The sequence below is a fragment of the Bacillota bacterium genome (genome assembly GCA_023511455.1).
In the GTDB taxonomy this organism is placed as follows: domain Bacteria; phylum Armatimonadota; class HRBIN16; order HRBIN16; family HRBIN16; genus HRBIN16.
This window is the reverse complement of record JAIMBJ010000015.1, coordinates 31,937-55,681: the sequence shown is the minus strand read 5'-3', so window position 1 is coordinate 55,681 and position 23,745 is coordinate 31,937. Positions and strand designations below refer to the sequence as shown.

At 60.3% G+C, this 23,745-nt stretch carries 24 protein-coding genes and 1 tRNA gene; 20 read left to right on the top strand and 5 right to left on the bottom strand.

The window, feature by feature from the left end; all coding sequences use genetic code 11:
* Positions 1-392: 392 nt before the first annotated feature.
* The 3 genes from K6U75_09870 to hisS all read left to right on the top strand — a co-directional run bounded on the left by K6U75_09870 (position 393) and on the right by hisS (position 2,318).
* On the top strand, positions 393-860 hold the full coding sequence (locus K6U75_09870; protein ID MCL6475344.1) for a DinB family protein: 468 nt from the start codon (positions 393-395) through the stop codon (positions 858-860).
* 38 nt (positions 861-898) lie between these two features.
* Positions 899-975 (top strand) — tRNA-Met (locus K6U75_09865).
* Positions 976-1,034: 59 nt separating this feature from the next.
* Positions 1,035-2,318, top strand: a complete 1,284-nt coding sequence (gene hisS, locus K6U75_09860) for a histidine--tRNA ligase (protein MCL6475343.1) — start codon at positions 1,035-1,037, stop codon at positions 2,316-2,318.
* Between the two features lie 44 nt (positions 2,319-2,362).
* Here the strand turns inward: hisS and K6U75_09855 are convergent, their stop codons facing one another.
* Positions 2,363-3,409, bottom strand: coding sequence for a sensor domain-containing diguanylate cyclase (locus tag K6U75_09855; protein MCL6475342.1), 1,047 nt, complete (start codon positions 3,407-3,409; stop codon positions 2,363-2,365).
* A gap of 431 nt (positions 3,410-3,840) precedes the next feature.
* Here K6U75_09855 and K6U75_09850 point away from each other — a divergent pair, with 431 nt between their 5' ends.
* The 5 genes from K6U75_09850 to pyrE all read left to right on the top strand — a co-directional run bounded on the left by K6U75_09850 (position 3,841) and on the right by pyrE (position 7,066).
* Positions 3,841-4,791, top strand: a complete 951-nt coding sequence (locus tag K6U75_09850; protein ID MCL6475341.1) for an ABC transporter ATP-binding protein — start codon at positions 3,841-3,843, stop codon at positions 4,789-4,791.
* 10 nt (positions 4,792-4,801) lie between these two features.
* Positions 4,802-5,569, top strand: coding sequence for a hypothetical protein (locus K6U75_09845; GenBank protein MCL6475340.1), 768 nt, complete (start codon positions 4,802-4,804; stop codon positions 5,567-5,569).
* 1 nt (position 5,570) lies between these two features.
* Positions 5,571-5,780, top strand: coding sequence for a hypothetical protein (locus K6U75_09840; protein MCL6475339.1), 210 nt, complete (start codon positions 5,571-5,573; stop codon positions 5,778-5,780).
* Entirely contained in the window at positions 5,777-6,391 is a 615-nt protein-coding gene (locus K6U75_09835) for a hypothetical protein (GenBank protein ID MCL6475338.1), read from the top strand. The genes K6U75_09840 and K6U75_09835 overlap by 4 nt, the downstream gene beginning before the upstream one ends.
* Before the next feature lie 87 nt (positions 6,392-6,478).
* Positions 6,479-7,066: an orotate phosphoribosyltransferase gene (pyrE, locus tag K6U75_09830; GenBank protein MCL6475337.1), complete on the top strand. Its 588-nt coding sequence runs from the start codon at positions 6,479-6,481 to the stop codon at positions 7,064-7,066.
* On the opposite strand, the gene K6U75_09825 is transcribed toward pyrE, so the two are convergent.
* A complete protein-coding gene (locus tag K6U75_09825) occupies positions 7,063-8,175 on the bottom strand; it encodes a glycosyltransferase (protein MCL6475336.1) in 1,113 nt (370 codons plus the stop codon). The two genes, pyrE and K6U75_09825, sit on opposite strands and share 4 nt — an antisense overlap.
* A 184-nt stretch (positions 8,176-8,359) precedes the next feature.
* Between K6U75_09825 and K6U75_09820 the strand changes: the two genes are divergently transcribed.
* From K6U75_09820 to K6U75_09785, 8 genes are all read left to right on the top strand, one after another.
* On the top strand, positions 8,360-9,346 hold the full coding sequence (locus K6U75_09820; protein MCL6475335.1) for a Gfo/Idh/MocA family oxidoreductase: 987 nt from the start codon (positions 8,360-8,362) through the stop codon (positions 9,344-9,346).
* 114 nt (positions 9,347-9,460) lie between these two features.
* Entirely contained in the window at positions 9,461-10,747 is a 1,287-nt protein-coding gene (hisD, locus tag K6U75_09815) for a histidinol dehydrogenase (protein MCL6475334.1), read from the top strand.
* A 25-nt stretch (positions 10,748-10,772) separates the two neighbouring features.
* On the top strand, positions 10,773-11,363 hold the full coding sequence (gene hisB / locus K6U75_09810; protein MCL6475333.1) for an imidazoleglycerol-phosphate dehydratase HisB: 591 nt from the start codon (positions 10,773-10,775) through the stop codon (positions 11,361-11,363).
* A 2-nt stretch (positions 11,364-11,365) separates the two neighbouring features.
* Positions 11,366-11,998: an imidazole glycerol phosphate synthase subunit HisH gene (hisH, locus tag K6U75_09805; GenBank protein ID MCL6475332.1), complete on the top strand. Its 633-nt coding sequence runs from the start codon at positions 11,366-11,368 to the stop codon at positions 11,996-11,998.
* A 136-nt stretch (positions 11,999-12,134) separates the two neighbouring features.
* A complete protein-coding gene (gene hisA, locus K6U75_09800) occupies positions 12,135-12,848 on the top strand; it encodes a 1-(5-phosphoribosyl)-5-[(5-phosphoribosylamino)methylideneamino]imidazole-4-carboxamide isomerase (GenBank protein ID MCL6475331.1) in 714 nt (237 codons plus the stop codon).
* A 2-nt stretch (positions 12,849-12,850) separates the two neighbouring features.
* Positions 12,851-13,132 (top strand): hypothetical protein, encoded by a 282-nt coding sequence (locus tag K6U75_09795; protein MCL6475330.1) that lies wholly within the window; start codon positions 12,851-12,853, stop codon positions 13,130-13,132.
* A gap of 7 nt (positions 13,133-13,139) precedes the next feature.
* A complete protein-coding gene (locus K6U75_09790; protein ID MCL6475329.1) occupies positions 13,140-13,418 on the top strand; it encodes a hypothetical protein in 279 nt (92 codons plus the stop codon).
* 11 nt (positions 13,419-13,429) lie between these two features.
* Complete coding sequence (locus K6U75_09785; GenBank protein MCL6475328.1) at positions 13,430-13,762, top strand: hypothetical protein; 333 nt, start codon at positions 13,430-13,432, stop codon at positions 13,760-13,762.
* Between the two features lie 52 nt (positions 13,763-13,814).
* Here the strand turns inward: K6U75_09785 and K6U75_09780 are convergent, their stop codons facing one another.
* The 3 genes from K6U75_09780 to K6U75_09770 form a co-directional block, all read right to left on the bottom strand.
* The gene (locus K6U75_09780; GenBank protein ID MCL6475327.1) at positions 13,815-15,848 is read right to left on the bottom strand and encodes a hypothetical protein; all 2,034 of its coding nucleotides are present in this window, start codon (positions 15,846-15,848) and stop codon (positions 13,815-13,817) included.
* Positions 15,849-15,969: 121 nt separating this feature from the next.
* Positions 15,970-16,815, bottom strand: coding sequence for a DUF1559 domain-containing protein (locus K6U75_09775; protein ID MCL6475326.1), 846 nt, complete (start codon positions 16,813-16,815; stop codon positions 15,970-15,972).
* An 11-nt stretch (positions 16,816-16,826) separates the two neighbouring features.
* Positions 16,827-17,537, bottom strand: coding sequence for a DUF1559 domain-containing protein (locus K6U75_09770; protein MCL6475325.1), 711 nt, complete (start codon positions 17,535-17,537; stop codon positions 16,827-16,829).
* A gap of 228 nt (positions 17,538-17,765) precedes the next feature.
* On the opposite strand from K6U75_09770, the gene K6U75_09765 reads away from it, so the two are divergent.
* The 4 genes from K6U75_09765 (at position 17,766) to K6U75_09750 (ending at position 23,726) form a co-directional block, all read left to right on the top strand.
* Complete coding sequence (locus K6U75_09765) at positions 17,766-18,173, top strand: arsenate reductase ArsC (GenBank protein ID MCL6475324.1); 408 nt, start codon at positions 17,766-17,768, stop codon at positions 18,171-18,173.
* Positions 18,174-18,401: 228 nt separating this feature from the next.
* Positions 18,402-19,775, top strand: a complete 1,374-nt coding sequence (locus K6U75_09760; GenBank protein ID MCL6475323.1) for a carboxypeptidase-like regulatory domain-containing protein — start codon at positions 18,402-18,404, stop codon at positions 19,773-19,775.
* Positions 19,776-19,791: 16 nt separating this feature from the next.
* Positions 19,792-22,815: a hypothetical protein gene (locus K6U75_09755; GenBank protein MCL6475322.1), complete on the top strand. Its 3,024-nt coding sequence runs from the start codon at positions 19,792-19,794 to the stop codon at positions 22,813-22,815.
* Positions 22,812-23,726: a carboxypeptidase-like regulatory domain-containing protein gene (locus K6U75_09750; GenBank protein ID MCL6475321.1), complete on the top strand. Its 915-nt coding sequence runs from the start codon at positions 22,812-22,814 to the stop codon at positions 23,724-23,726. Before K6U75_09755 ends, K6U75_09750 begins: the two co-directional genes overlap by 4 nt.
* Positions 23,727-23,745 lie beyond the last annotated feature (19 nt).

Genomic DNA, 23,745 nt, shown 5'->3' with positions numbered 1-23,745 from the left:
CTCGAGTTCTACAGCTTCCTCGGTTATGCCCGGCACAAGGAAGGGCTGGTGCTGAACTTCGCAGACGGACACGCCAAATGGTTCCGTTACAGCGGCATCCCCACCGGGGGAGCGACGCCTGCAGGTTCGCTGCGCCCCACTTACTACAGCTGGCGCACGAATGAGCCCCTCGCAAACAGCGAGGGCGCGCTGGAAGCGGTCACCAGCACCCGCCAGGACCCCTACAATGACCTGCACGGCGTGCCGGGCACGAACATCACCGATTCCGAAGACACCGGATGTTAATGGCGCAGGGGGCGTGGGCGTAACCACGTCCCCACACCCAGAGCGAAGGAGCCTCTTCCGCACAGCACACAGAGGTGAACGCCTGGAACATCTCAGGAGGTGGTAGAATGCATCATCCGTACATCTGGGAAGAGTGTCTGGAGGCGCTGGCAAAAACGCCCCTCGCGCTACAGCGTTTGGCCAGGCTGGTACCGCCAGAACGATGGGAATACCGCCCCTCGCCCGACCGCTATTCCCCGAAAGAGCTGCTTTATCATCTGGCGGAGGTGGAGGAAGCGTTTTACGCTCGCTACCGCCTGATTGCCGAGCAGGACCGCCCTGCGCTGACCGTGTATGACCCGCACTACGCGCTGCAGGAAGAGCGTTACACGGGGGGAAGCGTGGAGGAAGGCTTGCGCCTCTTCTCGGAGGCGCGCGCCCGCTCGCTGGAGTTCCTGAACAGCCTGCCCATGGAAGCACGCGACCGCGTCGGCATCCACCCCGAGTTCGGCGAGTGGAGCATCTTCCAGCAGGTGCAGCTGTGCGTGGCGCATGACCTGCTGCACCTCTCCGATGTGCTGCTGCGAAGCCCTTGACAACGCGCCCAATTACGAGTAAAATAAAATCGCGATACGGCGGCGTAGCTCAGTCGGTCAGAGCACACGGCTCATACCCGTGGAGTCGGCGGTTCGAGTCCGCCCGCCGCTACCATGTACCCCAACAGCGACACCCGCTATCGCGGTGTCGCTGTTTTGTTGCGGAGGAACAGAATGCGCTATCAACGCCCGCGCGGCACTAACGATATCCTGCCCGACGAAACCCCACTCTGGAACCAGGTGGAGGAAACCTTCCGCACGCTGTGCCAACGCTACGGCTACCACGAAATCCGCACGCCCATCTTCGAAGAGACAGACCTCTTCACCCGCAGTATGGGCGAACATACCGACGTGGTGAGCAAGGAGATGTACACCTTCACCGACCGGGGCGGGCGCAGCGTCACGCTGAAACCCGAAGGCACCGCCCCCGTTGTGCGGGCATACGTCGAGAACAACCTCGCCGCGCTGGGCGGGGTCAGCAAACTCTACTATATCACCCCCATCTTCCGCTATGAGCGACCACAGGCGGGACGCTACCGACAGGCGCACCAGCTGGGCGTGGAAGCCATCGGCGCGCAACATCCGTCCATCGATGCCGAAGTCATCGCGCTTGCCATGCACTTCTACCGCGAGCTGGGCATCTCCCGCCTGTCACTGGTGCTGAACTCGGTGGGATGCCCGGTCTGTCGTCCTGTCTACCGCGAGCGGCTGCGCGAGTTCGCCCAACCCTTTGTGCATCAGCTGTGTGAGGCGTGTCAGACCCGCTACGAGGTGAACCCTTTGCGGATGCTGGACTGCAAGCGCGAGACCTGCCGCACCTTGCTGCAGGACGCGCCCGACATCGTGCAGAGCCTGTGTGAGGATTGCCGCGCCCACTTCGACGCGCTGCGGAGCTATCTCGACGCACTGGGCATTCCCTATGTGGTGGACAAGCATCTGGTGCGCGGGTTCGACTACTACACCAAGACAGCCTTCGAGATTGTCAGCGACGCACTGGGCGCACAGAACGCGCTGGGCGGCGGTGGACGCTACGACGGACTGGTGGAAGCGGTAGGCGGCGCTTCCACCCCGGGCATCGGCTTCGCGCTGGGCATCGAACGGGCGATTATCGTGCTCAAACAGCTGGGGCTGGCGGAAGCGAAACGCCAGACGGTGGACGTGTTCGTGGCGGCGCTGGGGGAAGAGGCGGTACTGCCTGCGCTGAAACTGCTGCAGCAGCTGCGAGAGGCAGGTATCTCCGCTGAGACCGATTACCAGAGGCGCAGCCTGAAGGGACAGATGAAGCTGGCAGACCGCCTCGGCAGCCGTGTGACCCTGATGATTGGCGAAGACGAACTGGCGCAAGGGGTGGTTACCCTGCGGGACATGCTGACCAAAGAGCAACGCACGGTGGCGATGGACGATGTCATGCGGGCGGTGGCGGAAACGCTGAACGGACAGCCAGATGAAATGAACTGAAATCCCCCTCTCGCTGAGTCGAGAGGGGGATGGCGGTAGGGAGGCTACGCGGCACTGCGCGGGGTCACCAGCACCACCTGATTGCGTCCGTGGCGCTTTGCCGCCATCGCCGCATCTTCCGCCGCAGACAGCAGATGGTCAGCAGGCACTGCGCTTTCGGGATAGCTCACCACGCCAATGCTCACGCTCAAGCCACCGACAGGCTCCCAGCACTCCGCCGCGACCAGGTCGCGCACCGCCTGCATCTGCGCCTGTGCCTCATACAGGCTCACGCCGGGTAGCACTGCCACAAACTCGTCTCCAGCGTACCGCGCCAGAAGCGCACGAGGGCTGACGCTTTTCTGCAAAGCCTTCGCCACCGACAGCAATGCTCTGTCGCCAGCACGGTAACCATATACATCATTGAAATATTTCAGGTGGTCCAGATACACCACCGCCACACTTAACGGCGACTTGTTCTGCATGGCGAGATGGATGTTCTCTTCCAGCAGAGACTCGGCGTGATAGCGGTTGAACAGCCCGGTTAGCCCATCGGTTATCGCCATCCGATCGATATAGTGGCGGTAGTGCAACAGCGATAGCGCCGCGCCGCAGGCGTGCGCGATGCTCATGGCGAACGCCACGTCCACTTCGTCATATGGCTTGCCCGGTTTGTTGACCACATGCAGCACACCGCGAGTGTGCTTCTCATCGCGGATGGGCAGTGTTAACAGGCGCGCCAAACACAGCTGGCGGCGCAATGCGCCGGTCAACAGTTCCTCTTCGTCCGTTCGATCGCTGATATAGGGTCTGCCATGCACAAAAGCGGTATCGCTTGCCGCGCACATGCCGGCAGGCAAACGAATCTGGGACAGCGTGGCGTCGTCGATGCCGTATCCGGAGGGCATCCCCACAAACGCACGCTCACTCTCCGAATACCACAGCACGAACACCGCCTGCGCCCCCAATCCCCCACCGATAGAGGCACAGGCACGTTCTGTGACCTGATACACCTGCGACGCGCTGTGGATTGCCTCTAAAGCGGCAGGTAGCAGCTGGAACAGATGAGATACCCGTTCGTTCCCGTTCAGATGCTTGCGTGAATTTCCCATGGGCAACACCTTCTCCGACAGAATGTCTGGCTAAGCCTTCGGGCAATATCATCGGCTTGAATTGTTGTCTTTCTTACTGTCAACAGTGCTATATTCTCACCCCCTCGATAAATGCCCTATTACTTCCGATAAAGATAAGGGATAGGAGTTACGCAGCTGAAAGACCGGTCGTAGGTCTGAGATATCAAGCGACATCATGTGTCATTCTCAGCGAAGCGAAGAATCCCGGAGATGCTTCACTCCGTTCAGCATGACACTTACTTTGTCATTCTGAGCGAAGCGAAGAATCTCTGAGACCCTTCGCTAACGCTCAGGGTGACAAGGATGACCTGACAAGAAAGTGTCTGGGCAAGCATGGAAAAAGCACGAGCTCGCTACATGTTCATTACGCCAGCGTAGCTCTTAAGAAACTGTCCAGCAGGAGCACCGACATGCAGGCGCAGTGGGCTATCCGCACCGAAGGGCTGACCAAAGTATACACCTTACGCAAACAGACGCATACCGCCGTTCACGACCTGAATCTGCGCATTGCAGACGGAGAGACGGTGGGCTTTATCGGGGCAAACGGCGCAGGCAAAACCACCACCATTAAGATGCTGCTTCACTTTATCGCCCCCACACGCGGGCGAGCGTGGCTGTACGATATTCCCTGCGAACAGCCTCGCGCCCGTCAAAAGGTGGGCTACATGCCCGAACAGCCCTACTTCCCGCGTTACCTCAGTCCTCGCGAGCTGCTGTCTGCCCATGCTGCGCTGGCAGGTGTGCCAGCCCGGGAAGCAGAGCACAGGGTGGAGGTGGCTCTGGAACTGGCTCGCGCCGACACCTTCGCGCACCGTCCCATCGGTAAACTGTCCAAGGGAATGACCCAGCGGGTGGCGCTGGCGCAGGCGTTGGTCGGTGACCCACAACTGCTCATTCTGGACGAGCCCGCTTCTGGGCTGGACCCCGTGTCGCGGGTGGAGATGCGCAACGTGTTGCAAGCGCTGAAAGAGCATGGCAAGACCATCTTCCTCAGTTCGCACCACCTCGGGGAGGTGGAACGGATTTGCGACCGCGTGGCGATTATCCACCGGGGGCATCTGCTCGCTTTCGGAACCCCGCAGGAACTGACCCAACAGACAGACCGGTACGTGCTGGTCGCCGAGAACGTCAGCCCGGACGCCGAAAGGGCACTGCGCCAGATATGCGCAAACGTGCGGCGGGATAGTGCTCAGGTGGTTGCGGTCATCGATGGTGACCGGTTGTCTGTGGTGATGGAAGCACTTCAGAAGGCAAGTGCGCGGTTGGTCAGCGTGAACCAGCAGCGCGAGACCCTGGAAGAGGCTTTCCTGCGTATCGTGCAGAACGCGCCTGCCACACTTCCCGTCGGAAAGGCGGCATAGGAGGGATAGGATGCTCAGAGCGTTTTTTGCCCTTGTCAAACTGAGCTTTCTGGAAGCCGTGCGACGGCAAATCCTGCATGTGATGGTGCTGCTGTCGCTGGTGGTGGTCGCCGTCGCGGGCACGGTGTCCTTCTTCGATCTGGGCGTGCAGGTCAAAATCGTGAAGGATACCGGCATGGTGATGATTTTGCTTGCCGGTTCGCTGAGCGTGGTGTTTCTCATCAGCGGCGCGCTGTTTCACGACGTGGAGCAACGCCTCGTCTATCCCGTGCTCGCCCGCCCCATCCCGCGCGGGCTTTACGTGGTTGCCCGATACACCGGCGCGCTGGCAGCGGTGTACGCTGGCATGACACTGATGGCGATTACCCTGATTGTCCTGCTGTGGGTGCACCTGCGCACCGTATCCGAACTGGCGTTGGTTGCTATTGCCTTTACCTATCTGGAAGTCGCACTGGTGGGGGCACTGGCGATGCTGCTTTCCACCTTCTTCACCCCTGCCATGACCGCCACCCTGACGCTCTTCTTCTACCTGCTCGGCAGCCTGAAGATGGGCTATCTGCACCACCTCGCAGAGCGCAATACCGGCTTAGCCAAATGGGCGATTACTGCCATCAGCGCGGTGCTGCCGAATATGGAGGCGTTCCGCTTTAAGGACGCCTTAGTGCATGACCTGACCGTGCCCGCAAACTACCTGTTGCTGGTAGCCATCTACGGCATCTGCTATGCGGCAACCTGCATGGCGCTCTCGATCTGGAACTTCGGGCGGCGGGAGGTGTAGCATGAGGCTGGTCACCGTTGCACTGACGATGCTCCTGCTCCTTTCCGTCGCTGCCGCTCATGAAGAAGGTGGTCATGGTCATCACCACGAGCCGCACCACTGGGAAAGCGCAGAGATGCGGCACGACATCCTCGCCCAGCTGGGCGGTATGGTGGTACTGGGGGTGGCTGCAGGCAGTTATCTGCTATCTCGCAGGAGGGTCAAAGGATGAAACGCCTGCCCGTGCTCATCGCCGCTCTGGCTGTCGCCTGCGTGTGGTCGGAGGGGTTGCTCTCGGCAAATGCGCCGAGGATGGAGCAGGCTTCCGTCGACAACGCCGCTCTGCGCACGGTGATGGCGATGGCAGGGCAGTTCCGCATCGTCTTTGCCAACCTGCTGTGGATTAAAGTCGACCAGTACCACCATGAATACATCGAACACCACGGTGACTGGGCACAGGACACCGACCTGCTGCCGATGCTGCGCATGATTACGTGGCTGGACCCGCACTTCGTGCAGGCGTATCAGGTGGCAGGCTTTATGCTCTCCGGTCGCCTGCACCGCTACGAACATGCCCGGAAACTGCTGGAGGAAGGCATTCGTAACAACCCCAAATCCTTTGAATTGTACGAAGAGATGGGCATGGCTATCCTCCGCGCGCGGAAGGACTATCGCGAAGCGTATGCCTACCTGACCAGAGCACTCTCTCTTGCCACCGACGAATTCGACAAAAAACGCCTGCAGCGCTTTTGTGACACCGTCCGTCGCAAGATAGAAGAGGAAACCAACCCGCCCGCAACGAATCCACAGACGCCCGCCCACGATGGAAATCGCGGGCGGTGACTGCATCGCGAACATCTGTAGCCAGCGCAAAGCGTGGCGCGCCCCGAAGGGTGCGGCTACATGGTATGTGCGAGAGGCATTGGGTGCATGGTTCTCTCTCAACAGCAAATCTTGCAAATCTTTCGCGACTGCGGCGCGGTGTTGCACGGGCATTTTCGCCTGAGCTCGGGCAAGCACAGCGACACCTATTTCGAAAAGTTCCAGGTGTTGCAATATCCCCACCACGTGCAGCAGCTGTGCGGCGAGCTGGCAAAACGCTTCCGCAATGACCGCATTGACGTTGTGATAGGTCCCACGACCGGCGGGGTGATTATCGCCTATGAGGTTGCCAGACAGCTGGGCACGCGCGCCATCTACGCCGAGCGCGAGGGCGACAGGCGCGTGCTGCGACGTGGCTTCACCCTACGCGAAGGCGAACACGTGCTGGTGGTGGACGACATCCTGACCACTGGGGGGTCGGTGCGCGAGGTACTGGAGATGCTGGAGCCATACCGGGTACAACTGGTGGGCGTGGGTATTCTGGTAGACCGCACGGGTGGACAGGTCGAGCTGGGCGTGCGCACCGAGTCGCTGCTCCAGCTGGTAGTCGAAGCCTGGCAACCGGAGGAATGTCCCCTGTGCCTGCGCGGCGAGCCGATTACCGAGCCGGGTAGCAGGTTCCTGCAGGCGCGTTAAGCCGCCTCCGCCCGGGTCTGATAGCCATACTCCTGCAGCAGCTGCCTCCATGCGGTCAGGAAGTGCACCGTATCGAAGCGCTTCGCCTGCTCCATGCATCGGATGGGGTCGTAATCCTGAGGGCAGTATCTCAGGAGGGCTTCCACCAGCGAATCGGGATGCTGCCAGTCGAAGAACATGCCCGTCTCACCCTCTATCACCGATTCCGTGGCTCCTCCGCGGCGATAGGCAATCACCGGCGTGCCCGAAGCCATTGCCTCTACAGGGGTCAAACCGAAATCCTCTTCCGCAACCAGTATCAACGCACGAGCTCGAGCCAGTAATCGCCGCGCCTCGTCATCCGGCACCCTGCCAGTGAAGTGCACCGTCGGTCCTGCCATCTGGCGCAGGCGAGGTTCGTCCCTTCCCTCCCCTGCAACGATCAGGGGCACGCGCAGGCGATTACAGGCTTCTATCGCCACGTCGATGCGCTTATAGGGCAGCAAACGGCTCAGCACCAGGTAGTAGTCCCCCTTCTCCTGCGGCGAAACAGGATGGTACAGCACGGTATCCACCGGTGGATAGATGATGCGCGATGGGCGACCATAGAACCGCCGGACACGCTCCTGCACTGTGCGCGAGATGGAAATGAACTCGGTCACCCGCCCGGAGGTGTGTATATCCCAGCGTCGAAACCAGGCCATCAGCAGCCGCACGGCTGCCCGGGTCATCGGAGATACCCGCTCGTAACGCATATAACCGTCCAGATTCCATGCGAAGCGCATCGGTGTCTGGCAGTAACAGAGATGCGGCACTCCGGACGGCGCTCGTACTCCTTTCGCGAACGCGCTGGATATGCTGACGATGAGACTGTGCCCTTGAAGGCTCATCCGCTCAAAAGCCAGCGGCAGCAGAGGCAGATACAGACGTGTGCGCTCCACTGCAAGAGGTAACCTCTGCAGGAAACTGCACCGAACAGGCACTTGCGGAGGCACACACGCCGCACGCACACCGGAATCTACCACGGAAGTGTATACCGTCGCATCGGAGGTCAAGCGCAGGAAAACGTTCAAAACCTTCTCCGCTCCGCCAAGCTGGTTCAAATAATCGTGAATGATGGCAACAGGCATCGCGCCCTCGCAGCATGGTTTTACGCTAGCTTTCGCACCGCTCTCGCCGATTCCTTCCTGCTGCCCTTGCAAATCTCCTCCCCTTCCCACCGTCCACCCGTAGGAACCTTACCGGTACGCCTCGAATTGTTTACTAACCCACAGTGGAAAGGAGGTTGTGTGCATCCACGCACACGCAGGCAAAATGGAGAAACTGCGCTTCGGTGTTATCGGTATCGGGGGTATGGCGGAGCATCTGGCAAAGCTCTTGCAGCAGTTCGAGGATGCTGTGGTGGTGGCAGCTGCTGACACCAACCCCGAACGCAAGGGCGCGGCGGACGCCCTGAACGCCGTGTTTTACACCGACTATGAACAGATGCTGCAGAAGGAGGCTCTGGACGCGGTCGTCATCGGTACGCCGTGTGGATTACATCTGGAACCGACGCTTGCAGCCGCACAGGCGGGCAAGCATATCTTTTTGGAGAAGCCAATGGAGATTTCGGTGGAGCGGTGCGACCGCATGAACCGTGCCGCCCAGGAGGCAGGCGTGAAGCTGATGGTGGGGCAGGTGCTGCGCCTGTTCCCGCTGTTCCAGAAATCGCTGGACATCATCGCCTTTGGTGAGATAGGCAAACCGAAAGCCATCGCGGTCACCCGCGCAGGATACGCCACCGTGTTTCACTCCGGCTGGCGCGTCAAGCGCGAGCTGGCGGGCGGCATGTTGCTGGAAACAAACGTGCATGAGCTGGACTACATGCGCACGGTGATGGGCGAACCGAAGCAGGTATACGCCCGCATGTTCAACCTGCTGGGCAAGATGGAGTACGAGGACGTAGCCTACCTCGTTATCGACTTTGAGAACGGCGGCATCGGCGACCTGGAAGCCAGTCTGTCGGCGGCGGTGGGTGAGTATCGTGTGCATATCATCTGCGAAGGCGGTGCGATTGCGCACGGCGGCTTCGGCGGCAACCTGCGCTGGGCACGGTTTGGCGAGAAGGAGACGGTGGTCTGTGTAGAGGAGGCTCAGCAGCAATACGGCGATCCGTACGCGCGCGAATTGCGCTCGTTCGTGGATTGGGTACTGCATGATACCACGCCCATTTTTACCGGCTGGGATGGACGCCAGGCGGTGGCAATGTGTGAGGCGGCGTACCTGTCGCAGGAGCGCGGGGTACCCGTACCGGTGCCGTAGCCGTCATCCGGTTGACGAGTTGCCTGCAAAAAGCGTACAATACTCGTGTGAACACGGGCGGGGGCGGGTCATGCCCCCTGCTTTTTCGCCGACGCAAGAAACGGAGTATGCCCCATGCGCGTGATTTCAACCGATAGCGCATCTCGCGAAGAAGTGCGAGCCATCCTGAGGCGTTCGCTGACTCTGGAGGATGCCGAGATAGAATCGCGCGTGCGCGCCATCCTGAACGAGGTGGCAGCTCGCGGCGATGATGCCCTGCGCGAGTACACCGCCCGCTTCGACGGAGTGCAGCTCACGCATCTGGAGGTTACCTCGGAGGAACTCCGTCGCGCACAGGAAGAGGTCTCTCCACCCGTAGCGGAAGCTTTGCAGCTCGCCGCAGAGCGAATCCGCCGATTCCACGAGCACCAGAAGCGCACCTCGTGGTTTGAGGCGGACGAACGTGGCGGGCTGGTCGGACAGATGGTTACCCCGCTGCGGCGGGTGGGCGTGTATGTGCCCGGCGGACTGGCGGTCTATCCCAGCTCGGTGCTGATGTGCGCCATACCCGCGCAAGTGGCCGGTGTGGAAGAGGTCATCCTGTGTACCCCGCCCCGCAAAGATGGCACCGTCCATCCGCTCGTGCTGATGGCGGCACAGCAATCTGGCGTGAACCGTATTTTCAAAGTGGGCGGAGCGCAGGCAGTGGCGGCGATGGCTTATGGCACGCAGTCTGTTCCTGCAGTGGATAAGATTGTAGGACCAGGCAACATCTACGTTACCGTCGCCAAGAAACTGGTGTACGGCATGGTGGGCATCGACATGCTCGCGGGTCCCAGCGAGGTGTGCATCCTTGCCGACGATACTGCCGACCCGCGTTACGTGGCGATCGATATGCTGACGCAAGCCGAGCACGATATCCATACCGCCGCCTTCCTGATAACCCCCTCGCGCTCACTGGCTCAGGTAGTGCAGGAGGAGATCGAAAAAACGGGTGCGGGATTAGCCCGGCAGGATATTCTGCGGCAGACTCTGGCGCAAAACGGCGGTATCATCCTGACGCGCGATATGGAGGAAGCGGTAGACCTCGCGAATCTGTGCGCCCCCGAGCATCTTGCGCTGATGGTCGCTGAGCCGTGGCGCTACCTGCCTCTCATTCGCTGTGCCGGCGCGGTGATGATGGGCGCAAATTCGCCCCAGTCGCTGGGCGATTACGTCGCAGGTCCCAGCCACACCCTGCCCACCAGCGGTACTGCCCGCTACGCCTCGCCGCTGAACGTAGACGATTTTGTGAAGAAGACCAGCGTGGTATATTTCACGCGCGAAGCCCTGCAGCAGGTGGCAGACGCAATCGAGACTCTGGCGGCGGTGGAAGGTCTGGAAGCCCACCTCCTCGCCGTGAAACGGAGGCTGCACGATTAACATCAGGAGAGGATACACGATGAGCATGGAAGAACGCATCGCCCAGGTGGACCGCGAAACCGCCGAAACCAGCGTGCATGTGAGCCTGCATCTGGACGGCACGGGGAAAGCCGAGGTGGAGACAGGCATCGGCTTTTTCAACCACATGCTGACGCACGTGGTGCGCCACGCCCTGTTCGACGCGGTCATTCAGGCGCGTGGCGACCTGCAGGTAGACGCCCACCACACGGTGGAGGATGTGGGCATCTGCCTGGGCACGGCGTTACAGCGCGCACTGGGCGATAAGCGCGGTATCGAGCGCTACGGGCACGCCATTGTGCCGATGGACGATGCACTGGTGATGGTGGCGGTCGACCTTTCGGGGCGAGCGTATCTGCGCTGTGACCTGCAGCTGCCACCCGTCATGTTGGGGCAGATGCCTGCAGAGCTGGTACCGGAGTTCCTGCGCGCGCTGGCGTTCCACGTGCCGATGAACCTGCATGTGCGCCAGCTGGCTGGTGAAAACGCGCATCACATTGCCGAAGCCACCTTCAAAGCGCTGGGACGTGCTCTTGCCGATGCGGTTCGCTACCGCTCGCGCGAGGCAGGTGTGCCCAGCACGAAAGGAGTGCTGTAGCGTTGATTGCCATCGTCGACTACGGCATGGGCAATCTGCGCAGCGTGCAGAAAGCCCTGCAAAAGCTGGGCTACGATGCGCAAATCACATCGGACGCCGAGACAGTGCTTCGGGCGGACAGGGTGATTCTGCCGGGTGTCGGGGCATTCGGCGCGGCAATGGAAAACCTGCGTCGCGCCGGGCTGGATGTCGCCATCCGCGAGTTCATCGCAACCGGCAAGCCGTTTCTGGGAATATGCCTGGGGCTTCAGCTGCTGTTTGAGGTCAGCGAGGAAACACGCAGCGCAGAACCAGAGCGCGGGCTGGGCATTCTGAGGGGCAAAGTGGTGCGCTTCCCCGAAGGTCTGACCGATGGGCAGGGCAAGCCGTTGAAGGTACCTCACATCGGGTGGAACGCTTTGCACTTTACGCGACGCGATACCCTCTTTGAGGGAATAGACGAAGGTTCGCATGTGTATTTTGTACACTCCTACTTTCCCACTCCCCAAGAGGAGGGATTAGTCACCGCAGTGTCCGATTACGGCATACCCTTCTGTTGCGCGGTGAGGTCGGGGAACGTTCGGGCGGTGCAGTTCCACCCGGAGAAAAGCAGCGCGGTGGGCTTGCGCATTTTGCGTAACTTCGCAGAGCAATAGGCTCGTGCCGCGCCGGAAGTCGGGGAGGTTTCTCGAATATTTTGCATTCTGCATTCAAATATGATAATATGAGCATGACAAAAATTGATTTCTTCCTCAGAAACTTTAAGAACGCAGACGGGTCAAATAGTATAAAATGGAACTCTACCCAGCCATAGACCTTCGCGGTGGGCGGTGTGTGCGCCTGTTGCAAGGGCAGTTCGACGCGGAAACGGTGTACAGTGATGACCCCGTGCAGGTCGCACTCCGCTGGCAGGCAGAGGGCGCACGGTGGCTGCACGTCGTGGATTTGGATGGCGCACGCGAAGGCACTCCGCGGCAACTGGATATCCTCGACCGCATCGTGGACGCCGTACGCATCCCTGTGCAGTTTGGTGGTGGTTTGCGCGATGAGCAAGCGGTGCGGAAGGCGTTTGAGGCCGGGGCGGAACGTGTGGTGCTGGGCAGTGTCGCCATTGTCGCCCCGGAGTTTGCACAGCGGATGTTTGCGGACTGGGGCGAGCGCATCGCACTGGGAGTGGACGTGCGACACGGCAAGGTGGCAGTGCACGGCTGGCAGGAACAGACCGAGATACATGCGTTGGAGTTGATTCGCGAGATGGTGCAGCGCGGCGCACGGCGCGTGATTGTCACCGATATTTCGCGCGATGGAACTCTGCAGGGACCGAATCTGGAGTTAATGGCGACGTTGGTGCGTGACGCGGGCGTACCGATTATCGCATCGGGCGGCGTCTCTACCCCGGATGACCTGCTGGCACTAAAGAAGACAGGGGTGGAGGGGGCGATTATCGGCAAAGCACTCTTTACAGGAGACATTAGCCTGCCAGAAGCGCTGGAAAAGGTGGGATAGACATGGCAGAGATACTGGCACTATCGATTCCGATACTGTTGCTCCTTGCCCTCATCTTGAACTCGATGGCCCGATACCAGATTGAACGGGCGAAGGTGTTGGGTTCGCAAGAGGCTACCGCCACAGCCGAACTGCGCAAGATGCTGGAGGAGCTGCGCGAAACCACGACCCAGTATGACCTCGCGCTGGATCAAACCCTGCAGCGCATCGAGCGCAAGCTGGACGATTTGGAGAACCGCGTGGCGCAGCTGGAGCAACAGCAATCGCAACAGGTAATGAGGTGAGAGAAAAATGGGAGAGCTAATCGGTCTGGTCACAGTGGTGCTGATATTTGGGACACCCTTTTTTGCCATGTGGACGCGATATCAGCTGGCACGCGAGCGATTACGCCAGGAAAAAACCGACAAAGCCTTTGGTCAAATACGCGAGGAGCTGGCCCAGGTGCGGGAAACCAGCACGCAGTATGCGCTGACCTTCGAAGATGCCCTTCAGCGAATTGAACGTCGGCTGGAGAGTCTGGAAGATAGAGTCAATGCCATCGAATCCGTTCAGGCTCGGCGACAGCTATAAGGAGACCTGCGATGAGCGGCTGGGACATGGTTGCGATGGGATTTGGGGTGTTTCTCGGCGGCATGGGGTTGCTGGCGTTCGTGGTGCCGGTGCTGTGGATTATCAGCCACTATTCGCACAAGGTCAAGCTCGAGCGGATGAAGTTGCAGGCGCAAACGCAAGGCACCGAGGCATTGCGGAAGGAGATAGAAGCCCTTCGCCAGCAGTTCCAACAGCTGCGTGAGACAAGCACGCAGTTTGTGCTATCCTCCGACAACTCCCTATCTGCTCTGCGCGAGAAAATAGAACGGCTGGAAGAGCGACTGTCCGTGCTGGAACAACAATCCCTCCAGCAAAGGCTGTAAGCAAAAACCCCTCTCCCGCACGGCGGGAGAGGGGCAGTTTGGAAGAACCGCGTCATTCCTCACCAACTAGTCCGAAGTTGCGCACCAGGATGCCGAAGTCGAACAGCGTGATCTCCTCATCCCCGTCGAAGTCCACCTTCTGGCTCCAGCCGCTGTCTCCGCGCACCGTGCCGAATGCCTGCACGAGCAGCCCGAAGTCAAACAGTGTGACTTCGTTGTCATCGTCGGCATCGCCTGCCAGCATGGTGAGTGAAACCGTGACGCTGCCCGTGCCGTTCGCAGGAACGACCACGTCCGTCGCCAGCGCACGCAGGGTGCGTGTGAACTTGAAAGTCCTGCCGCCGTCCCACGGGAAGAACTGAATGTACTCTTTGGCAGCAATGTCGTACGTTCCTGCAGGGACGTTATTCAGCTTGAAGGAGGCGATTCCGCCATCCAGCTGAGGCACGGAAAGCGCTACCGTCTTGCGGAACAGCACGTTCTGAGTCCCTGGCTGACGGAACTCCAGCGTCAGCGGTATGGCCGCCGTGTACAGCCCGTCGCCGCTACCGGTGTTTATCGGTCCCACATAGCCCGGCATCTCCACCAGTCCGTCGATCTGCGGCGCAGGCGCTGGCTTGAGAATGTGCAGGATACCGTCAGGCGTCATGTAATAGACATAGCCACTGGGACCCATCACGGCGCAGCCGCGCAAGTCCACGTGGCTTCCGCGCCCCGTATCGTATTGCCACAGCACCTGACCGGTCACCGCATCCACTGCGACCACCATTGAGGTCTGCCCTGTCTCAGACCGTTCGGTACGGGTGGCTGTGAGCCAGATGGGGTTCACACTGTTGAGAGGGGAACTGCTGGGAAGTCGGGGCACGATCAGTTGCGCCACGTTGTGAAACTCGCCCCAGTGTGCTGCCCCCTGCGTCAGAATGCGACCGGTATACGCGCCGGACTCGTCGCGGGTATATAGCGTGACGATTCCGCCGAAGCCCGCCGTAATCACTGAGGTACCGTCCGGCAACAGCGCAGAGGTATCCGCATAGCCGTGTCCACCGATATTGCTCCACAACCACGAGCCGCTGGACTCCAGAGACTGCAACGGATCAATCATCGACACGTCTCTCCAGTTGGACTGGTGCTTCTTTGTACCGGTAACGGGGTCAAACGTGGCGATGGTCTGCCCGTAGTCACTCCACGAGACCTTGATGAGCTCATTGGTGACCGACGAGTAGATGATGTGGCTATGGAAAGCCTTGCCCGCTGGGGTCGCCCAGTAGTTTCCTGTGGCGAGGTTAATGCCGAACACCGTGGGAGCGTTCGGGTCACCTCCGCCACGGTCGACCGTGAAGTACAGCCCATGCACCCCTGCCCCGAATGCGTTGGGAACAAGGGTCAGCGAGGTGCGCGGGGTTGCCGTCCAGCCGCCCTGAGAAACCGTCACATCGTATCGGCGGGTAATATTTCCATTCGCCGCGTTAATCGCGTAGATGGTCACCGTGGGGATGTCTTCCTCGCCGGTGGAGCGCAGGTAGTCTCGGGTGGCAACGTACAGCACTCCGTTGTACAGGGTAGCCGCGTAGCCGGGCTGTCCCTCCGGCAACACCGTTGACCACAGCGTGGCGCCGGTGTTCTTGTCCAGAGCAGCCACCACCGGTGGACTTCCCGTGCCTGTCTTTCCGTATTCCGCACCGATGCCGTACACTGCATTGTGCCCGACAATTGGAGATACTCCCGGCCAGTTGCCAAAGATGTTGTCGGACTTCCAGCGGAACACTCCCTCTGCGGTGAACGAGTAGATACGCACACTGTTGTTGGGAGCGTCTCCGCCGATGCTACCGCGGAAGTAAAGGTTGCCCTCCGAGTCGAAAACCGTCTGCACCTCATAGTGTCCGCCCGGGCGGATAGCAAAGGGCGCGATGTCGACCGGGCTGTCTACTACTCCCCCACTCGCGAACAGCCAGTCGACGGTGTATGAGTTGGTAGCGAAGAGGTCGGCGTTTTTCACGCCCCACGGTGAATCGAGGTTGTCCTGCGCGCTGGTCGTCGCCCACAATACCAGTGGCAACGCCAGCAGCACGAGCCAGCGTGCTTTCATGTGTTCGAACCCTCCTTTACTGAATAGATTTATCTATCTCAACCGGCCGGAGGGACGCCGGGCATCGCACCACCCGTTGTGCGGACGGATTTGCGCCGCGGCAGCGTCTCCTCCTGCCTGACTACCGACAACGTGCAGCGGGCGCGTGGTCCCACTGCCAGAGGTTGCCCTTCGGTTGCCCGTTCACCACCTCCAGAGCAGCCAGAGTCTGCGAGGGGCGATACCACTTGGCGTGCCCATCCGCCATCACGTAGTTCGCACCGTCGTTATGCAACAGCAGGCTGGACCAGGCAGCGGTCTCCTGGGTGTACTGCATTTCCGTCCTCGCCCAGCACTCATCCGAGATTGCCCACCACCAGTGCATATCCGGCGCGGGCGTGGCGCCTGTGGGCAAACGCATCACCGTGCCAAAGGAAATGGACTCGGTGATGGCGATGGCTTGCGCGGGTTGTGGAATAGCGGCGAGAGAACGCACCGTTCCGGGTCCATGAGCGCCATTCGGATTAGCACCCAGCCAGCCCAGTACGTAGGCGTTTGCCGAATAGCTGCGCGCGCCATACAGTGAGTAGCGTCGGCGCAGTTCGGTTTGATTCAGGCAGGCAAACCAGCCTCTCTGGCATCTCTTGCGGTACTCCGCGAAGTTGGGCAGATTCGCCGGACAGCCGAAAACGCCGAGGTTCTTGGTATACGGGTAAATCAGCTCTGCCCAGGTGGGGGCAATGTTCGGAGGGCTAAGGGGATACTCGTTTCCCGGCATACCCCACGACCATGGCAGGGTCTCATCGTAGTCTTCGGCGTACATCATCAGCGCCAGACCCAGCTGCTTCATGTGCGATAGACATGCCGCCTGGTTTGCCTTCTCCCGCGCACGCTCAAATACGGGGAACAGTATCGCCGCGAGGATGATGATGATGGCTATCACCACAAGAAGCTCGATGAGCGTGAAAGCGCGAATTCGTCGTAACATGGCGCCCTCCTTTAGTTCGTGCTCGAATAGTAGTCGATGGGGTCCCAACGTACTCCAGCGGGCGTGTTGTTCAGCGCAGACAGCGGCTGGGGAACCACTGCCTCCGCCTTGTACCATTTGGAATGCCCGTCCGCGAACGCGATGTTTACCCCGTCCGAATGGCGCGCCGCGAAACCAGCCTTGTTGTTAATGGGGGTAGGCTGTGCATTGCCACGCACAATGTAGCCGACAAAGCCCTGCGCGACATCGCCCGGCACACTGTCGGTCACCAGCACCACCATCGATGGCTGAACCACGCGGCTCAGCTGCACCACCCAGTCCAGCTCGTTGCGAGAGGGGATAAAGGGCGCCCACTCGCGGTTGTATCCGTAGGGCAGCCAGCCTCGCTCGGCGTACGTCTCCACATACCTGCCAGTACCATCCGACGGGCATCGGAACAGACCCGTGTTCTTGATGTACGGCGCCACCATGGCACTCCAGATAGGAGAGTCCGGAATGGTGCTCACCGCAGTCGGAGGCATGTACATGTCGTAGTCCTGGCTGTACATGCGGAAGGATTTGCCAATCTGGTTGAGATTGGAGATGCATTGCGTTTGCCGCGCCTTATCGCGTGCCTTCGCGAACACAGGGAACAGTATCGCTGCCAGGATGGCGATAATCGCAATCACAACAAGTAGTTCGATGAGCGTGAATGCCCGTCGCAGGCGTCTCTTCGCGTTCACTTTTTGACCCTCCTTGCGTTATCGGTTACTCACATCGGCCCGACGTAAATCTGTGAACAGCCCGCATGTGAGCCTTTCGATATTCCTCGTCACCAACGGTATTATAACATCCTAACATAATTTGTGCAAGAGATTTTTTAGCACCACATTCCCCGCAATCGGTGAAACTGGTATTTTGGGGTGTGCTTCGTGGTATCCTCTTAATGAACACTTTGAGCAGGAGGATACGTGTTGAGGATTCTCTTCCTATGCACCGGCAACTCGTGCCGCAGCCAGATGGCGGAGGGATTTGCCCGCCAGTTACTGAAAGGGTGGGACATCTGGAGCGCAGGCACACGTCCTGCCGAGCGTGTACATCCTCTCGCCGTACAGGTCATGGCGGAGAAGGGTGTCGATATCTCCACCCAATACCCGAAGACCATCAGCGATGTTCCCCGACCGGTGGATGTCGTGGTGACCCTGTGCGGTGAGGCGGCAGAAGAGTGTCCCACTTTCCCCGGCGCGCGTACGACCGAGCACTGGGGTTTGCCTGACCCCGCCCGCGCAACCGGCACGCCGGAAGAAGTGCTGGAAATTTTCCGAGAGGTACGCGATGAGATCGAACGGCGACTGAAGGGGCTGGCTGAGCGAGTGTAGCGGGAGGGCGGGGCGTTATGCGAGTCACTCAACAACCTCTTGCCCATAGAAGGGGCAAAGGTCGCGCAACGGTTCCTATTGCTGCGAGTTACTCTCTTCTAACGGATGGAGAGCGAAAGATGCCGGTGGTGAGGCTCGGCGTGATGCAGTACAGGATAACCGCGTTGACACCGGAACCGTCTGTTGATATGATAAGCACAGTCACTTTTTGAAACTGAGGGAGACACGATGCGAACGGGGGCGTTCTGGCAGTTATTTGCCGTCGGTGTGCTGGCGTTTTGGCTGACCGCCTGCGGCGGCAAAGAGGTCAACCGGGGCAGTATCGCTGGCACCGTTACCGACATTAACGGCGACCCGGTAGTTGGCGCACGGGTGTGGGTGGACGGAGCGGGAGAGACATTCACCAATACCAACGGCACGTACCTGTTGATCGATGTGCCAGAGGGTTTCAAGAACGTGCGTGCCCGTGCCCGCATCGGCAATCAGGACTGGACGGGCGTCGCGCTGGTACAGGTCTTCGGTGACGATACCACGCGCAATGCTAACATCTTACTCAGCCCAGCGAATTTACAGGGTTCCATCGAAGGTTTTGTGTTAGACCCCTACGGGGGGCGCATTGAAGGAGCGCGGGTCTTCGCTGCGGGCCCACTGACCTCCGCCATGGCTGTTACCGATAAAAGCGGCTATTATCGTATCGACGGTTTGCGCGGAGGATACGACTACCCGGTGGTGGCTTCCTCGCCCGGCTTTCTGAACGACAGGAAGACGGCGTCGGTGGTAGCAGGGCAGATTACTGCCGTCTCGTTCGCGTTGCAGGTGGCATCCGGAGTGATCCCTGCTACTCCACAGAATCTGGATGCGGTGGTGTGGACACAGCCGCGCGGTGTCACTCGTGCCGCCTCCCCCGAAATGGCGAATGCGCTGGAAGCCATTAAACGCCTGATAGACCCCAAGCGGGCGCAGCGACGTGCCCTCAGCCGTTTGACTCCCGCTGGCTCGTTCATTGAGATAGACCTGACATGGGACTATGTGGAGGATAGCCGACGGCTGGGCTATGGTATCTACCGCGCGCGCTCGGCGAACCCCGCCTCCGTTCCCGACAACGCCATTGCCTTCCTGCGCGACCCGCTGGCAGACCTGTTCGCTGACCTGGACGTGCAGCTGACCCCTCGCGTCACTTACTACTATCAGGTCGTCGCGGTAGGAGCCAATTTTGACCCCGACACGGGCGCGGGGGCGAGCAGTCCCTCGAACAACGCCAGTGCCACCCCGCTCGCACCCATGAGCACCTTCTCTTCGCCTCAGCACGGCGCGACCATCACCACGTCTACACCGACTTTGCGCTGGGACAGGCTGGACGGCGCAGCCTACTATCAGGTTATCGTCTTTGAAGGCTTCCCCGACATTAACCGCGACCCCCTGTGGCCCGCCGACCTGAACAACCCCGGCAACAGCCGCGTCAATCACCCGAACAACAGCACGGTGTATACCGGTCCCGCCCTGCAGCCGGGGCAGACTTACTACTGGGTGGTGGTGGCGTTCTCGTCGGACGGGCTGGCGCGCAGTATCAGCCCGCTCTGGAAGTTCACATATCGACCATGAAGGAGTTCTGCTGGCAATGAGAATATGGTCTGTTGCACTGTGCCTGCTCGCAGCGGCATCTGCGTGGAGTGCACCTTATCGCAACGTGGTCAATGTGCCCTTCAACACGCGCTCGGACGGACCGCAGAGCGCGCTGGTCATCGATGTCCCCGCTGGCACGCGCAGTGCCGCCGGGCTACGTCAGCTAGTTTTGCAGAAAGCGGTGCCAGTGCAACGCGAACAGGTGCGGTTGATGGCACAACAGGTGCGGCGTTGGAAGCAGCGCGGCGTGCTGCCCAAAGATGCCCAAATCGCTATCGATACGCTGGTCGTATTGCGCGAAAACGGCAGGATTATCACACCGCCACGTACCCGCTACGGCAACGGCACGCTATCATTTACCTTTGAGGGGTGGAACGCGACGCAGGAGGCATTTCTGCGGCGAGTCATCGATACAGCCGTGCCAGTTATCGAAGAGGTGTACGGCAAGCCAGCCATTAGCGGCACAGTCAAGGTTGTCAACTACGACTTGCAAATCGGCGACCGCGACGCGGTGGCAGGCGGCATTTTTGACGCCTCCACGAACGAGATACTGTTCCCCGTTTATAATAGCCAGAACTCTGTGGTCATCAATCTGGTGCATGTGTTGATTCATGCCTTCCATGGACCCCTGATTTTTGACTACGATGCGTGGGAGGAGGGCTTTGCGCGGGCGATGACTCTCGTGGTGGCGCATCGCGTTGCCCAATTGCTGGGCATCCCCGATCCGGATGGCTTCTTCAAGACCGACCCGAATTTCCATGCCCTTCCCTTCTACGACCTGCTGAACCAGCCCGCTCTGGGCAACAACGTTTTCATTGCCCCTTCGCTGAAACAGCTTCCTATCAGCCCAGGCTCGCTGGGCGGGATGTATCTGCCGCGGATGCAGATGGCAGGCTCGGCATGGCTCAAGGTGTATCTGGAAGACCCCGACTTCTTCAAGAAGTTCAATGCGCAGTACTACGCCCAGTACAATCCGAACGAGCCGATTAAGCTCCGCGGCGACATTCCGCGACTGAAGGCGATTGCTGCCAGCGTGCTGTCGAACGGAGGCACCGTGGAAGGTCTGCCCTTTGACCTCTGGTACGAGCGACAGTATGTGCTGGACACCAGCGTCTCTTTCGGGAGAAAGATTTACGCATGGGTCGTCCCAGACCGTGCCGACGAGGGACAGGACAACCCCGGAATCTCGATGGTGCTGATGTACTATCGAACCACCGCCGACGGAGATGAGATACCCCTCAGTGGCGTGTGCTATCCTGTCTACTGGGACTACAACCAGCAAAACCGCCTGTTCCTGGGCGCGCAGTACGAACGCATCGACATCGTGGACGGAGAGGGCACGGTCGCGCCGCTGTTCATCAACATCGGCGGGGCGCAGAGAGTGCTTATCGACCTGCCACTGGAAGGACTGCATCTGCGCATCCCCTATGCGTCGGGCTACGGTGGCACCAAAACGAATCCAAACAACCTGTACGCAACGGTGCTGGGGCTGGACTCCGGGACGGTGCATATCCGCAACAGTCTGGGCGTGGAAGGAAGCGCCGCGCTGGCACAGGGTGGATTCGGCGTCAATCTGCCTGCACCCGCCTTTGAACAACCCGCCAGATACACCGTCACCATCAAGGACACAAGCGGCAACACGGTGGCAACACGGCGGGTGAATCTGGGCTATCAGGAGGCAGTGCTGGTGCTGGAGGCTTCCGACAGCGCACAGACGCTAACGCACAGCTTCTCCGCGGGGCTACAGATGATTTCCCTGCCCATTCTGCCCTTCGCCACCGACAACGCGGACGCACTAGGGTTGGCACGCAGTCAGCTGTTACTGGCTCACTGGAGACAGGACACTCCGGGCGAAAACAAGTATCTGCTCTATCCCACCGCGCCGCCCTTCCGACCAGGCGTGGGATACTGGGTGAAACTGCGCAGTAACATCATCGCGGATATTCGCGGCGTCACACCGCGCTCCGACCAAAACTTCACCATCGCCACCACCTTCGGATGGAACCAGATTGGCAACCCATTCACCACGCCGGTGGACGTGGCGGATATCGAAGTTCAATACCTGCTGAATGACCCGGTGCCCTTCGCCACGGCGGTGAGCAAAGGCTGGGTGGGCGGAACCATCTGGCGCTACAACCCGACGAACAACAGCTACGAACCGGCGACCACTCTGCAGCCGTGGGAGGGTTACTGGCTGCGCGTGCTGGTGGCGGAGGGCGTGACGCTCACTTTCCCTGCGCCTGCCACTCGCACCCGCAATACCGTGACCCGCATGGAGATGCCCCAGCCCGACTGGCTGGTCACGCTGACCGCCACCGCAGGAGGCTCCTTCGGGAGGGTGCAGGTGGGACAGTCTCGCACTGCCAGCACGGGCTTCGACCCCGCCTTCGACCGTGAGTCGCCGCCTGCGTTCGAGCAGATGCTGGGCTTCAGCATCCAGAATACAGACTGGGGTGCTTACGCCGGTCGCTACGCGGTGGACGTACGCGGGGACAACACGAAAACCGCATGGAACCTGCAGATACGCACTCCCGCTCCCGAAATGGACGTGACGCTGACGTGGAGCGACCTGCGCCCGGTGCCAAAGCGCCTACGCCTTATACTAGTAGATGCGGTCTCTGGCAGGCGGTACAACCTGCGCACGGTATCCTCCATCACTCTGCGAACAGATGCCTCCGGCACGCGCCAGCTGCAACTCGTAGCGGAACCGCAGGCAGAGGGTAGTTTGCGCATCGTGGGTCTGCGGGCACAACGCACGCGCGGCGGGGCGGTCACCATTAGCTTCAGCCTCTCTGCCGACGCGCAGGTGATGGCGGAAGTGCTCAACGCCTCCGGCACACCGGTTCGGCTGTTACAGCAAGGTAGACCCTCGCGTGCGGGTATGCAGTCGCTCGTGTGGGATGGGCGAGACGGTGGCGGCGTCGCTGTGCCAGCTGGCGCATACCTGCTCCGTGTCCGCGCGCAAACCGAGGACGGAACCTCTGCACAGGCAATCTTACCGATGGTGGTCACCCGATGAAAGAGATAAGACGGTTTCTGTTTGCCATTCTGGCGGTGCTTCTGGGAATGTGCTTCGCCTCGTGCGGCGGCGGAGGAGGAGGCGGCGGTGGTGCAGTGACCATACAGGGACTGGTGAAACGCTCGGATACGCGCGGGCTGCCTGACGCAGGCACCACCGTCACCATCGCAGGCAAAACGGTGCAGGTTACTAACGTGCAGCAGAACCGCGACGGACAGGATTACAATTTTGAGGTGATTGGAGTGCCTTCGGACGCCAGTGAGGGCACGGTAAACCCGCCGCCAGGCTCTTCCGACACTCCAGCGACCTTTCCCCTTCCGCCTCTCCCCAGCAGCGGCACGGTGTACATCGGTGAGGTGTTTATCGGTCCCAACACGGGCATTGCGAAAGCCACGGGGAAAGTGGTTTCGGCGGAGACGGGGCAACCGGTTGCCAGCGCGAAGGTGACCATCGGTGCATTCACGACAACAACGAACAGCGCGGGAAACTTCTTCTTTGACCGGCTCGTAGCACAGACCAATCAAGGAAGTATCGAGGCGACCGGTTTTGAGAAAAAGGTATTCGCCATTGACCCGCCGCTGTCTCCGGGCGACAACGATTTGGGGGAGATACGCCTCGCACCGCCTGTCAGTGCTGACCCGCCCACCAGCCCCTACAACCTGCTCGGCAGGGTGATTGTGCCCTCTCCCGACTCGCCGGTGGGTGCGAGCGTGTTGGTGCTGGATGCCGACACGCAAACACAGGTGGATAGTGCCGTCATCACGCGGGACTCGGGCGAGTTCCGCTTCTGGGTACCGCTCGGGCGCTACATCCTGCGAGTCTCCAAATCAGGATATATCACCGTGCAGCAGGAGGTCACTCTCACTGCGCAGAATCAACCGTTAACGGTGAACGTGAATCTCACCCGCTAAAAGCGGTGCGGCGCAGCAG